This window comes from Baekduia sp. Peel2402, from assembly GCF_052567285.1.
The window spans coordinates 3,103,132-3,115,127 of record NZ_CP199582.1 but is presented as its reverse complement, the minus strand read 5'-3'; the positions used below and the strand labels follow the sequence as shown (position 1 = coordinate 3,115,127).

Annotated in this window: 12 protein-coding genes; 7 read left to right on the top strand and 5 right to left on the bottom strand. The window is 72.6% G+C overall.

Annotation, left to right across the window (positions count from 1 at the left end):
* Positions 1-7: 7 nt before the first annotated feature.
* From ACT01A_RS15210 to ACT01A_RS15190, 5 genes are all read left to right on the top strand, one after another.
* Positions 8-217, top strand: a complete 210-nt coding sequence (locus tag ACT01A_RS15210) for a hypothetical protein (protein ID WP_445147933.1) — start codon at positions 8-10, stop codon at positions 215-217.
* A gap of 146 nt (positions 218-363) precedes the next feature.
* Positions 364-1,170 (top strand): flagellin N-terminal helical domain-containing protein, encoded by an 807-nt coding sequence (locus tag ACT01A_RS15205; protein WP_445147932.1) that lies wholly within the window; start codon positions 364-366, stop codon positions 1,168-1,170.
* Between the two features lie 168 nt (positions 1,171-1,338).
* Positions 1,339-1,974 carry a CHAP domain-containing protein gene (locus tag ACT01A_RS15200; protein WP_445147931.1) on the top strand — a complete coding sequence of 212 codons (636 nt, stop codon included), beginning with the start codon at positions 1,339-1,341 and terminating at the stop codon, positions 1,972-1,974.
* A complete protein-coding gene (locus ACT01A_RS15195) occupies positions 1,958-4,840 on the top strand; it encodes a glycosyltransferase (protein ID WP_445147930.1) in 2,883 nt (960 codons plus the stop codon). The genes ACT01A_RS15200 and ACT01A_RS15195 overlap by 17 nt, the downstream gene beginning before the upstream one ends.
* Positions 4,841-4,882: 42 nt before the next feature.
* Positions 4,883-5,968 (top strand): hypothetical protein, encoded by a 1,086-nt coding sequence (locus ACT01A_RS15190; RefSeq protein WP_445147929.1) that lies wholly within the window; start codon positions 4,883-4,885, stop codon positions 5,966-5,968.
* 7 nt (positions 5,969-5,975) lie between these two features.
* Here ACT01A_RS15190 and ACT01A_RS15185 read toward each other — a convergent pair whose 3' ends face one another.
* A complete protein-coding gene (locus ACT01A_RS15185; RefSeq protein WP_445147928.1) occupies positions 5,976-6,260 on the bottom strand; it encodes an ArsR/SmtB family transcription factor in 285 nt (94 codons plus the stop codon).
* A 98-nt stretch (positions 6,261-6,358) separates the two neighbouring features.
* Between ACT01A_RS15185 and ACT01A_RS15180 the strand changes: the two genes are divergently transcribed.
* Together ACT01A_RS15180 and ACT01A_RS15175 are read left to right on the top strand one after the other, a co-directional pair.
* A complete protein-coding gene (locus ACT01A_RS15180) occupies positions 6,359-6,652 on the top strand; it encodes a helix-turn-helix domain-containing protein (protein WP_445147927.1) in 294 nt (97 codons plus the stop codon).
* Positions 6,653-6,747: 95 nt separating this feature from the next.
* Positions 6,748-7,071, top strand: coding sequence for a hypothetical protein (locus ACT01A_RS15175; protein WP_445147926.1), 324 nt, complete (start codon positions 6,748-6,750; stop codon positions 7,069-7,071).
* On the opposite strand, the gene purM is transcribed toward ACT01A_RS15175, so the two are convergent.
* The 4 genes from purM to ACT01A_RS15155 are packed head-to-tail and all read right to left on the bottom strand — an operon-like array spanning position 7,052 to position 11,893.
* Positions 7,052-8,095: a phosphoribosylformylglycinamidine cyclo-ligase gene (purM, locus tag ACT01A_RS15170; RefSeq protein WP_445147925.1), complete on the bottom strand. Its 1,044-nt coding sequence runs from the start codon at positions 8,093-8,095 to the stop codon at positions 7,052-7,054. The genes ACT01A_RS15175 and purM overlap by 20 nt on opposite strands.
* Positions 8,092-8,844 (bottom strand): undecaprenyl-diphosphate phosphatase, encoded by a 753-nt coding sequence (locus ACT01A_RS15165; protein ID WP_445147924.1) that lies wholly within the window; start codon positions 8,842-8,844, stop codon positions 8,092-8,094. Before ACT01A_RS15165 ends, purM begins: the two co-directional genes overlap by 4 nt.
* Positions 8,834-9,490 carry a DedA family protein gene (locus tag ACT01A_RS15160; RefSeq protein ID WP_445147923.1) on the bottom strand — a complete coding sequence of 219 codons (657 nt, stop codon included), beginning with the start codon at positions 9,488-9,490 and terminating at the stop codon, positions 8,834-8,836. The genes ACT01A_RS15165 and ACT01A_RS15160 overlap by 11 nt, the downstream gene beginning before the upstream one ends.
* 60 nt (positions 9,491-9,550) lie before the next feature.
* Positions 9,551-11,893, bottom strand: a complete 2,343-nt coding sequence (locus ACT01A_RS15155; protein WP_445147922.1) for a glycosyltransferase — start codon at positions 11,891-11,893, stop codon at positions 9,551-9,553.
* Positions 11,894-11,996: the final 103 nt, after the last annotated feature.

Genomic DNA, 11,996 nt, shown 5'->3' with positions numbered 1-11,996 from the left:
CTGAGCCGTGCCGTTGGACCCCATCAATCCGATCGGTCCGCGGCCCGCCGCCCGGCCCGGTGAGATCCCCGGCGTTCGTCGGGTCGACTCCTCCACAGAGAAGCGCGAGCGCGAGGGCCAGGCGCCCCGCAAGCGCCGGGGTGGGCGGGACGGGGTCCTTCCGGACCTGCCGCCGCCGCCCGACGACGGGCGGCCGCACATCGACGTCCGCGTCTAGTCGGCCCTCGGACCAACAGGCGTCCATCGGACACTGGACGCTCCTCAAGCCGGTCTTATGGGTCGCCGATCATCCGGCGTAGAAGCAAGCAGCGACAAGGAGTCGCTGTGGGACCCCAACACAAACGTCATCAAGGAGATCGACGCATGTCCCTTCGCATCACGCACAACGTCGAGGCAATGAACAGCTACAACGCGCTGTCCAAGACCTCGTCGGCCATCTCGAAGTCGATGCAGCGCCTGTCCTCGGGCTACCGCATCAACAGCGCTGCGGATGACGCCGCTGGCCTTGGCATCTCCGAGTCGATGCGCTCGCAGATCCGCGGCCTGGCGCAGGCGCAGAAGAACATCCAGGACGGCTCCTCCATGATTCAGACGGCGGAGGGCAACCTGGACGAGGTCCACTCGATGCTGCAGCGCGTCCGTGAGCTCGCCGTCCAGTACAAGAACGGCTCGCTCGACAACGCCGCCCGCACGTCGATCCAGAACGAGGTCACGCAGCTGGCGTCTGAGATCAGCCGCATCGGCACGCAGGCCTCCTTCAACGGCATCAACCTGTTGTCCGCCGCTACCACGGTGTCCTTCCAGGTCGGCGCCAACGACGGGCAGACGATTGGCGTCAGCCTGGTGAACCTCTCCACGCAGGTGGGCACGTCGTACTCGACGCTGACCCAGGCCGGTACCTCGGACATCTCGGAGATCGACACCGCCATCCAGAACGTGTCGACCGCCCGGGCCACCTTCGGTGCCGTGCAGAACCGCCTCGACCACTCCCTGTCGGTCGCGGCCTCGTACGCGGAGAACCTGACCGCGGCCGAGTCCCGCATCCGTGACGTGGACATGGCGGACGAGATGGTCGCCCTGACCAAGAACCAGATCCTCTCGCAGGCCGGCACCGCGATGCTCTCGCAGGCCAACCAGGCCCCGCAGAACGTTCTGCGTCTCTTGGGCTAAGCACCTAGCTCAGCGAAGAACATTCGTCAGATCCCTTGATCTGACACCCACGGCGAGGGGCGGCCCATCGGGCCGCCCCTTCGTCGTTGAGGTCAGGGCCCCGACGCCCGGCGTTGAAGGATCGCCTGAAGCCGCCGATCACGGTGGGGAATGAGCGTCGAAAACGTCATGGCGAGGATCGCCGAGCTGCGCCAGGGTCTGGTGCCGCCGTCGACCGCTGTCCCGACGACGACCTCGACGTCCGGCACCGACGCCTCGCAGTTCGCCTCGCTCTTGCAGGACCAGGCCGCGGGCGGCGCCACCACCGGCGCGACCGCGACCGCCGCCACCGCGGCGACCGCCACGCCGGCCGCCGACCAGACCGCCGGCCAGAAGGCGCTCGCCTTCGCCCAGCAGGAGATCGGGCAGACCGAGCAGCCGCCGGGCTCCAACAACTCGCCGCGGATCGCCGAGTACCGGACCGCGACCGCGGGCTCGGGCATCGGCCCGTGGTGCAACTACTTCGTCTCCTGGGCGGCCAAGAACGCGGGCGCCCCGCTCGGCGAGGCCGGCCAGGGCTTCGGCGCGGTCTCGGCGACCGCCGCCTGGGCCCAGCGCACCGGCCGCTGGAACCCCGCCGCCTCCGGCCAGCCGCCGCAGGCCGGCGACCTGATCGTCTGGGGCGGCCAGCACATCGGCATCGTCGAGTCCGTCGACGCCGAGGGCAAGATCCACACCATCGAAGGCAACTCCTCCAACATGGTGACCCGCCGCACGCACGACGCGTCCGGCGATGGCGCGACGGGCTATGTCCGCCTTGGCTGAGCACGCCGCGCCGGCACCGGCGCGTGACCGCGGCAAGCTCGTCATGACGATGTTCGGGTTCAACGACTCAGGCGGCGGCACGATGCTGCCGCGCTTTGCGGCCAAGGAGCTCGCACGCCGCGGCTGGGACGTCACGGTCTTCCACGCTGCTGTTGCGCCCGACCCGTCCGGCGTCCCCTACGCCTTGCGCGAGTGGGAGGAGGACGGCGTCCGCCTGGTCGGCGTGCACAACCGCCCGCACGGCCTGATGGACCTCGGCAAACCGCGTCGCGAGCTCGACGACCCGCCGATCACCGCCGCGTTCGCCGACCTGCTCGACCGCATCGAGCCGGACGTCATCCACTTCCACAACCTGCACAACCTCGGCGCCGCGCTGCTCGACGAGGCCGGCGCGCGCGGGATCCCGTCCTACTTCACCACGCACAACTACTGGCTGGTCTGCCCGCGCCTCTACCTGCTGCACGGCGACCAGTCGCTGTGCGGCGGCCCGGGCGACGCCGGCGCCGACTGCGCGACCTGCGTCGGCAGCCCCGACACCGACGGCCACCAGGTGCGCCTGGCCGGCATCCGCGACGCGTTCTCGCGCGCGATCACCGCCTGCCTGACGGTCTCCCACGGCGTGCGCCGCACGCTCATCGACCAGGGTTACGACGGCGCCGCGCTTGACGTCGTCCGCCAGTGCGTGCCGGCCGAGGACGAGGCCTGGGAGCGCCTGGGGCGCGACCGCCAACCCGGCCGCGTCGATCCCGACGGCCCGCTGCACGTCGGCTTCTTCGGCTCCGTCTACCCGCACAAGGGCGCCCAGCTGCTGGTCGCGGCCGCGCAGGACGCCGCCGCCGAGCTGCGGATCCACATCCACGGCGAGGTGTCCGAGCGCATGGCGCGCGAGCTGCGGCGCCTGGACCGCCGCGGCGTGGTCGAGATCCACGGCGCGTTCGAGCCGTCGGAGCTACCCGACCTGCTGGCGACGATCGACACGGCGGCGCTGCCGTCGCTGTGGTGGGACTGCGCGCCGCTGACCGCCGCCGAGTGCCTGGCGGGCCGCGTCCCGCTGCTGGCGCCGCGCATGGGCGGGCTGGCCGAGGCGATCCGCGACGGCGTCGACGGGCTCGCGTTCGACGGCGGCGACGCCGCCGGGCTGACGGCTGCGCTCGAGCGGCTGGCCAACGAGGCCGGGTTGTTGGAGGCGTTGCAGGCCAACATCGAGGCGCCGCGCGGCTTTGCGGCCTACGTCGACGAGCTTGAGCAGTACTACGGCGGCGCGCGCCCGTCGCTGGTCACCGAGGAGCCCGCCACGGCGGTCGCCTGGGTCGGCGAGCACGACGCGCCGACGTCGCTGGCGCGGATCAACCGCCGCGTCGTCGCTGAGCTGGCGGCCGGGGTGGGCGGGGACCGGGTCATTGCGCACGCGGTGGCTACTGATCGCCCGAACCGCGCGCCCGTGCCGCTGCCGCACGCCGCCGACGTCGAGGTGCGCCACCAGTGGCCGCCGGACTTCTCGGCGCCGCGCTCGGGCCACCTCGCGCTGATCCAGCCGTGGGAGTTCGGGTCGGTTCCGCAGGCGTGGGTCGCGCCGCTGAACACGGTGGTCGACGAGCTGTGGGTGCCGTCGGCGTTCGTGCGCGACATGTACGTGTCGAGCGGCGTCGAGGCTGACCGCGTGCGCGTGGTCCCCAACGGCGTCGACCTGGAGGCCTACGCGCCGGACGGGCCGACGCTCGACGGCGTGGGCGGCGCGGCGACGACGTTCCTCTTCGTCGGCGGCGCGATCGGGCGCAAGGGCATCGACGTGCTGCTGAGCGCGTGGTCTGAGGCGTTCGGCGACGGCCGCGACGACGTCGCGCTGGTGGTCAAGGACTTCGGCGCCGACGGCGTCTACCGCGGCGGCGACCGGTCCGAGTTGCAGGAGCTCGCGGTGCGCGACCCGCGCGTCACGCACCTCACGCGCACGCTGACCGACGACGAGGTCGCCGCGCTCTACCGCGCCTGCGACGTGCTCGTGCACCCCTATCGCGGCGAGGGCTTCGCGATGCCGGTCCTGGAGGCGATGGCCTGCGGCCTGCCCGCGATCGTCACCGCCGGCGGCCCGACCGACGAGTTTTGCCCGGCCGACGCGGGCTGGCGGATCCCGTCGCAGCGCGCCCTGATCCCGGGCCGTCAGATCAGCGGCATGCCGCTGGCCGGCGACGGCTGGATGCTCGAGCCCGACCGCGACGCGCTCGTCGCGTTGCTGCGCGAGGCCGCTGACGCAGGCTCCGAGGAGCGCGCGCGCCGCGGCGCCGCCGCCCGTGCCGCCGCTGAAGCGCTGGGCTGGGACGCCGTCGCCGCGGCCTACGCCGACCGCATCGCCGCGATGCAAGAGCGCCCACCGCGGATCGCGCGCGTGCCCGCCGTCGACGTCGCGATCGACCCGTCTGCCGCGACCGGTCGCCGCCTACTGGCGGTCCCCGCTTACCGCGGGACCGATCGCCTGGCCGAGCTGCTGTCCGCATGGGCCACCGCAGCGCCGAGCGGAACGCCGGGCACGCTCGTGCTCGTCGCCGACCCCGCCCGCGACGGCGCCCCCGAAGACGTCGAAGCCCACATCGTCACCGCGGCCACCGCCGCCGGCATCGACCTCGACGCCTGCGCCGACATCGAAGTCCGCTTCCTCCACGCCACCCCCGGCCGCGACGCCGCCCTCCACGCCGCCATCGACGGCTTCACCCCACTCCACCCCGCCTCCGAAGGCCACACCCGCCGCGCCCTCGCCGCCGGCAAGGCCATCGTCCCACCGACCGCTGAGGCAATCACCGCTTTCCTCGCGGGCGCGCCGATCGATGGCGGTGACATCATCGCCACCGCCCCTTCCGCCGCCCTCGACTGACTGCCTGCCACCCGCCCGCAAGCCCATCTAGGCTTGCGCCCCGTGACGAAGGCACGCAAAACGCTCAAGGACGCTCTTCGGGGTCGACCGCGGGCACGGTGGATCGTCCTCGGCTGGATCGCGGGCCTGGCCTCCGCCGTCCTCAGCGGGCTGGTGACGACGGCGGTCCAGGACCACTTCGCGGACCCCACCTTCGATCAACGGCTGGATGAGGTCGTGGGCGGGGCCCACGCGAGCGGCTTCGACGTGGTCAGCTACCGTCGCGTGCCGCTCGGCAACGGACGCGAGGACACCGTGTTGCTGGTGCTCCGACCACGCGACCGCGCGCAGTCCGACCGGCTCGAGGTCTACACCGCGGACGGCGACGACCTGCGGAGGTCGCTGGTCTGGCAGCCGCAGCCCGACCGGCCGCAGGCGCCGTATGTCGAGAACGACGACCCTGGTGCCAGGCGGCAGCAGAAGTTCGGCTACCGCATCGAGGTCACGGGCGTCGGTCGCGCCGGCACCGACCAGGACTCGACCCGTGTCCTCGTCGAGGTCCGCGGCGCGGACCGCTACCTGCACTACCCCCTGATCCTCGCCTGGGACGCTCTCCAACACCAGCACCGGCTCTCGGCGGTCATGTCGGAGGGCTTCGCGGTCGGACCGGGGACGATCTACGCCCGTGACGAACAGGGAGATCGCGCCCTGGACACCGCGAGCCTGTACATGGTCCGGCAGCTCTACGGACGGTCGACGACGCTCCGTGACGGGCTGCATCAGGTTCCACCGTTCGAGACCCGCGGCGCGGACGCGCTGACCTTCATCCGCCGGGAGGGCGTTCTCTACCTGGCGGCGGGCTTCGTCGTGAATGCCCGTGAGATCTTCTCGATGAACGACGTCGACTGTGAGCTTCGGCTGATCGACGAGCGGGACACACCCGCGAAGTGCGACGGCATCGGAGGCCTCAGCAGTGACGTCCCGGCCGAGCTCAACATGAAGGCCTGGCGGCTGGATCCGGGCGATGGGGACGACACGACGATGTTCTGCAACGGGCCGCGGCTCATCGTTCACACCAGGCGTGACGACGACGTCGGTGCACTCGTGCGCAACTGGCGCCGGTATCAGCGTGGCGGGCGCGCTTGCTGACGCGTGATCAGCTGGGCTCGCCCGCCGAGGCGTCTTGAAGGTGCTGCAAACCTTGCGCGACGTCTGCCCAGCCGGTCGAGCGGGCGCGGAGGAGGCCGGTCTCCGGGACGGTTGCGATCAGGCCGGCGGCGTCGAGGAGGTGGAGGTGGCTCATCAGCACCGGCTCGCGGATGCCGAGTGCTGCGGCGAGCTGTGCGGGCGTGCGCTCGCGTTCCTCCAGCGCGAGCAGCGCGGAGAGGCGGACCGGGTGGGCCAGCGCGTGTAGGACGTCGGTGGAGAGGCGCTCGTCCACGGCGCGGAACTGTACCTCCACTGTGAAGGATCTGCTGAACAGTTACGACAGATCTGTCGCGTCCGAGTGCCGGAGGCCGTAAGGTCGCGACCGCGCGCATGCTCGACGAAGCCTTCCTCTACGCCGCCGTCGGACACCCCGTTCGCCTTCAGGCGCTCGTGTTGTTCGAGAAGACGCCATCCTCGGCGCGAGAGCTCGGGGTGCTCGTCGGCCTCTCGCCGAGTGCTGCGCTCTACCACGTGCGCAAGCTGGCGGAAGCCGGTCTCGTCGAGCCGCACGAGATCCGTCGGCGCCGCGCGTTCGAAGAGCGCGTCTGGCGCACGACGACCACCGGCTGGGCCAAGCTGGAGCGCATGCTGCGCTCCACCGTGCCACCCGGACAGCCGGTCTAAATCGGCGGCTTTCGGGCCAAACTGGCTTGTGGCCAGCAGGATCGGCTTAGCTGTCGCTCGTCGGCCGATTCTGTCATCTCTACGGTCGCGCTCCTGTGCTGGAGCAGGTCGAGATCCGGCGGCGCATTCGGGCAGCGATGGCCCTCGCCGACATCAGCTCGTGGGACGAGCTGGCGCGCCGCGTGCCGCTAAGCCGATCGACGGTCAAGGATCTCGGCACCCCGCGCGGCCGCGCCGAGGAGACGCACCTGCGCGTGATCGCCGCCGCCTGCGACGTGCCCTACTCCTGGTTCACGGTCCCCGACCTGCGCGCGGCGGTCGCCCGCGAGGACGAGGAGCCGTCGCTGGTCGAACGCGTCGAGGCCCTCGAGGGGCGCATCGAGGCGATCACCAAGCAGCTCAGCGCAGGGGGAATGTAAGACCCAGCTCGGGGACCGTCACCGTGCCGGTGTCGGTCGTCGTCCCGATGCGGCGCGCGCCCGGGTGGCGTGCGGCGAGGATCTCGGTCGCCGCGTCCGCGTCGGCGTCCGGCACGATCGCGACCAGGCCGCAGCCCATGTTGAAGACCTCCCACATCTCGGCGGTCTCGACGTCGCCGAGCTTGTGGATCAGGCCGAAGACCGGCGGGACCGGCAGCGGGTCGGAGATCTCATAGCCCGAGCCGATGCGCAGCATGTTGTTCAGCCCGCCGCCGGTGATGTGCGACAGGCCGCGCACGTCGACCTCGGAGCGCAGCAGGTCCAGCGCCGCGCGGACGTAGATGACCGTCGGCTCCAGCAGCGCGTCGGCGACCGACGCGCCCTCCAGCTCGGTGGGCTTGGCGTCCAAACCCAGCGGCTCCAGGACGCGGCGCGCGAGCGTGTAGCCGTTGGAGTGCAGCCCCGAGGACGGCACGCCGATGATCGCGTCGCCAGGGGCGATCCGGTCGCCGAGGACGAGGTCCTTGATCGCCACCGTGCCGATCGCCGTCGCGCAGAGGTCGAAGCCGTGCGGCGACGGGTGGCCCTTGATCAGCTCGGGCAGCACCGCCAGCTCGCCGCCGGGGATCTCGCAGCCCGCGGCCTCTGCGCCGACCTTCAGCCCGACGCCGATGCGCGCCAGGCGGCCGGCGTCGACCTCCTCGACGGCCAGGTAGTCGACCAGCGCGATCGGCTCGGCGCCGACGCAGATCAGGTCGTTGACGTTCATCGCCACGCAGTCGATGCCGACGGTCTCCAGCCGGTCGGCCTGCTCGGCGACGACGAGCTTGGAGCCGACGCCGTCGGTGGCGATCGCGATGCCGAGCTCGTCGGTGACGCGCAGCACCGACGCGTAGTGGCCGCTGGGCACGACCGACCGCGACGGGCTCCCGGTCTCGATCGTCCTCAGGACCGAGACCAGCGCGCCGACGCCCGCGTCGGCCTGATCGGTGTCCACGCCTGCGGCGGCGTACGCGTCACTCATCGTGCGGAGGATCGTCGCACAGCCAGCGCGGCGAGCACGACCCGCTCGGCGGCCCAGGGCGCGACCGCAGTGACGCGGCGCAGCGGCGCGGCGGCGAGCGTCGAGGCGCAGGCGGCGACCATCCCGGCGGCGAACGCCCGGCGGACGGGAGGCGGGGGAGGAGACTGGGCCAGGCGCACGCCCTTGAGCGCGGTCGCGCCCGCGACGACCGGCAGCCCGACCGTGCGTGCCAGCTCGAAGGCGGCGGGGCGCGAGAAGCCGCGGGCGCGCGCGGCGGCCAGCGTCAGGCCCAGGCGCGAGACGCCCGGCCACAGCGCGCACGCCTGGGCGGCGCCGAGGACCAGCGCGTCGCCGATCGTGGCGTCGGAGGCGACCCGCTCGCCCGTGGCGCGACGGTCGGCGAGCAGCATCACCGCCGATCCTGCGACCAGTCCGGCCGCGGTCGCTCGCGGTCCGCCCAGCCAGCGCTCGATCGGCTTCTCCAACGCCAACCCGGCGACCGCGCCGGGCGCGGTGGCCAACAGCGCCAGCGGCAGCGACGGCCACGGCACGAGCACCGCCAGCCCGCCGAGCGTCCCCGCGTGCAGGGCGACCTCGAACGCCTTCTCCAGCTCGGGCGACAGCGCCGGCCACCCGAGCAGCTCGGGCACCAGCGCCACATGTGCCGAGGACGACACCGGCAGCAGCTCGGCCGGCCCGTGCAGGGCGCCGAGCGCGACCGCCTGGGAGACGGTCAGCTCACGCGGCATCGGTGGCGATCCGCCGCGCCTTGCGGCGCTGCCACCACTTCGTGCCGAAGTACGCGGCGGCCACGATGATGATCGCGGCCATGCCGTAGTCCACGTAGTGGAGGCGGTCCTTCCAGTCTTCCCAGTTGTCGCGCGCGGACTTGCCGATCAGCGTCAGCATCAGGATCCACGGGATGCAGCCGGCCAGCGTGAGGATGCTGAAGCGCCAGAAGGGCATCCGCGCGGCGCCCGCCGGCAGCGAGATGAACGTGCGCACGATCGGGAGCATCCGGCTGAAGAAGACCGCCCACGAGCCGTACTTCTCAAACCAGCGCTCGGTCATCGCCATGTGCTCGGGCTTGATGTGGAAGACCTTGTGGCGCTCCAGCAGCTCCAGGCGGCCGTAGTAGCCGACCGCGTAGGCGATCCACGACCCGACGAGGTTGGCCACCGACCCGACCGCGACCGCCGCGAACAGCGAGTACTTGCCCTCGCTGACGTTGAACCCCGCGAACAGCATCGTCGCCTCCGACGGGATCGGGATGCAGGCGCTCTCGGGCACCATCAGCAGGAAGATCCCGGGCAGGCCGAGGTCCCCGACGACGTCCGTCGCGAAGTCCGCGAGCTTGTCGGTGACTGAGGCCAGAACGAGGAAGGCGGTCAACATCCGCGCAGAGGCTAACCGTTGGACCTGAACGCCACCTGGGTGCCTGCTGGGCCGTTCGGCTCAGGCGGCGAGCGCGACGGCGCGCAGCCCCGCGACGCGATCCAGGATCGCGTCGACGCGGTGCGAGAACGTGTGGCCGGCCAGGATCAGCGCGCGGCCGCGGTGCCCGGCGGCGCGCGCCGCGTCCGGATCCTCGAGCAGCCGGTCGACCTCCGCGCGCAGCTGCGCGTCGGTCGCGTAGGTGGCGATCGCGTCGCCGAAGCGCTCGCGCAGGCCGGGGACGTCGTCGGTCAGCAGGACGGCGCCCGCCGCGAGCGCGTCGTAGACGCGGTTGGAGATGTAGCCCTGCTCGCGCATGTCGTCCCAGTGGTCGTTGAGCACAACGCCGCCGGAGGCGTAGGCGCGGCGGACCTGGTCGTTGGGCAGGTAGCGGCCGACCACGTGGCGCGCGTCGATCAGCGTCTCCCAGTCCTTGCCCCACACGGCGAGGTCGCGCTCGGTGGGCAGCAGCGCGGCAAGCGCGCGACGCTTGACGCCGCGGGAGTTGCCGACGAACGTGACCTCGTGGGCCAGCGCGTCGTCGCGCTGAGGGAAGAAGGCGGCCGGATCGGTGGCCTGATCAAGAACGCTCACCGGCGTGGACGTCAGCGCGGCCAGGCGCTGCGCGTCGGGCGCGGAGGCGACGAAGACGTGGTCGTAGCGGTCGCATTCGGGACCGCTCACCAGCTCGGGATGGCTGATGACCCACAGCAGGTTGACCGGGCCGGGCTTGGGCACGTACTGCCACAGCCCGCGCAGGTGCAGCGCGACGTCGGCGGGCGCGTCGTCGTCCCACTCGCGGACGACCTCCAGCCGCGGGCGATGGCCGCGGCGGCGCAGCTCGTCGGCCAGCGCGCGCGCGAAGTGCGTGTCGCCCCAGTGCTCGGCGCCGTCCCACGCCGGCGGGCAGAGCTTGATCGCGACGTCGAGCGCCTCGACGCCCCAGCGCGCCGCCGCGAGCGTGCGCAGCGCGTCGGCGTCGGCGACGCGCGGGCGGCCCTCGCAGCGCGCCGGCACCGGGCCCGCGCTCAGCACCGCGTGCGCCTGGCGCGCCAACGCGGCCTCGAGCTCCTCGCTCGGCGCGTGCTGGAGCGCGAGCAGGTCCGGGCCGTGCTCGGCCGAGACGCCGGCCGCCTCCAGCGCGCTCAGCAGCGCCGCGACGGCGGCGTCGTCGGGCAGCAGGACGGCGAGCGTCGCGTCGTCGTCGGGGCCGAAGGCGTCCGCGTAGGCGGTCAGCAGCTCAGGGCGGGCGGCGAGCTCATCGACGAACGCGAGCGTCACGAACGCGCGCGCGTCCTCCAAAGGCCAGGCGCTGTCGGCGGGGCGCGGCAGGACGGCCGGCGGCTGGCCCGCCGCGCGGTGCGCGCAGCGATCGATCAGCGCGAGCGCGTGCGCGTCGCGGGGGAAGTCGGCCAGGACCGCGAGCGCGTCGCGGGCGGCGCCAGCGAGGTCGCCCCGGCGCTCGGCGTGCACGGCGGCGGCCAGCAGCTCGTTGGCGGCGCCCGCGTGCTCGGGACGGTCGGGCGCCAGCTCGACCACGGTGCTCCCGAGCCCCTGGGCCGCCTTGGCGACGCAGAACCCGAACGCGCGCACGGCGCGGACGACGTCCTCGATCGACACCCCGACCTCGCGGGCCTGCGCGAAGAGCCAGCGGCGCAGCTCGATCTCGCGGGCGCGCAGCTGCGCCGCGCGGCGCTCGTCGCCGCCGAGCGAGATGTTGCTCTCGTGCTTGCGGTAGCGGGTGACGTGGGAGCCGGTCGTCGGGGCGATCGCAGCGCGCCGCGCAACCTGAAGCGTCGTCCACCAGTCCTGCGCGCGGCCCCAGTCCGGGATCGGGTGGACGTGCTCGCGCAGCGCCGCGCGGAACAGGATCGTCGAGGTCTGGGCGAAGTTCTGCGCCATCAGGAACCCGAACGCGGACGCCTGCCCGGCCGGGAACGGGACGCCGTTGTAGGCCTGGTAGGACGGGTGGATCTCGCGGCCTTCGGCGTCGATGAGCACCGCGTCGCCGTAGACCAGCCCGAGGCCGGGGTCGGCGTCGAGCATCGCGACCTGGCGGCGCAGCTTGTCCGGGACCCACTCGTCGTCGCCGTCGAGCAGCGCGATGTAGGTGCCGCGGGCCTCGGCCAGGCCGCGGTTGAACGCGCCGAGGTGGCCTTGGTTGGCTTGGCGCACGACCCGGATGCGGTCGCCGTAGGACGCCAGCACCGCGGGCGTGCCGTCGGTCGACTCGTCGTCGATGACGATGACCTCGACCGCGCCGCCGCAGTCCTCCTGGGCCAGCACGCTGTCGATCGTGGACGCGATGAAGCGCTCGTGGTTGTACGTGGCCACGACCACGCTGACGCGCGGGAGGGAGGACATCCCTCCGGTGATCGGCAGCCGCCGCCGGACGGTTGAGGGCCCGGTGTCTCAAGCGACCTCCGGGCCGGGCCGATCACCGAGGTGATGTCCCTCCCATCGCCGT

Excerpts from the sequence above, each read along its gene's own strand:
- ACT01A_RS15205 (WP_445147932.1), top strand. The coding sequence starts at position 364 with ATGTCCCTTCGCATCACGCACAACGTCGAGGCAATGAACAGCTACAAC.
- ACT01A_RS15200 (WP_445147931.1), top strand. The coding sequence starts at position 1,339 with ATGGCGAGGATCGCCGAGCTGCGCCAGGGTCTGGTGCCGCCGTCGACC.
- ACT01A_RS15195 (WP_445147930.1), top strand. The coding sequence starts at position 1,958 with ATGTCCGCCTTGGCTGAGCACGCCGCGCCGGCACCGGCGCGTGACCGC.
- ACT01A_RS15180 (WP_445147927.1), top strand. The coding sequence starts at position 6,359 with ATGCTCGACGAAGCCTTCCTCTACGCCGCCGTCGGACACCCCGTTCGC.
- purM (WP_445147925.1), bottom strand. The coding sequence starts at position 8,095 with ATGAGTGACGCGTACGCCGCCGCAGGCGTGGACACCGATCAGGCCGAC.
- ACT01A_RS15165 (WP_445147924.1), bottom strand. The coding sequence starts at position 8,844 with ATGCCGCGTGAGCTGACCGTCTCCCAGGCGGTCGCGCTCGGCGCCCTG.
- ACT01A_RS15160 (WP_445147923.1), bottom strand. The coding sequence starts at position 9,490 with ATGTTGACCGCCTTCCTCGTTCTGGCCTCAGTCACCGACAAGCTCGCG.
- ACT01A_RS15155 (WP_445147922.1), bottom strand. The coding sequence starts at position 11,893 with ATGTCCTCCCTCCCGCGCGTCAGCGTGGTCGTGGCCACGTACAACCAC.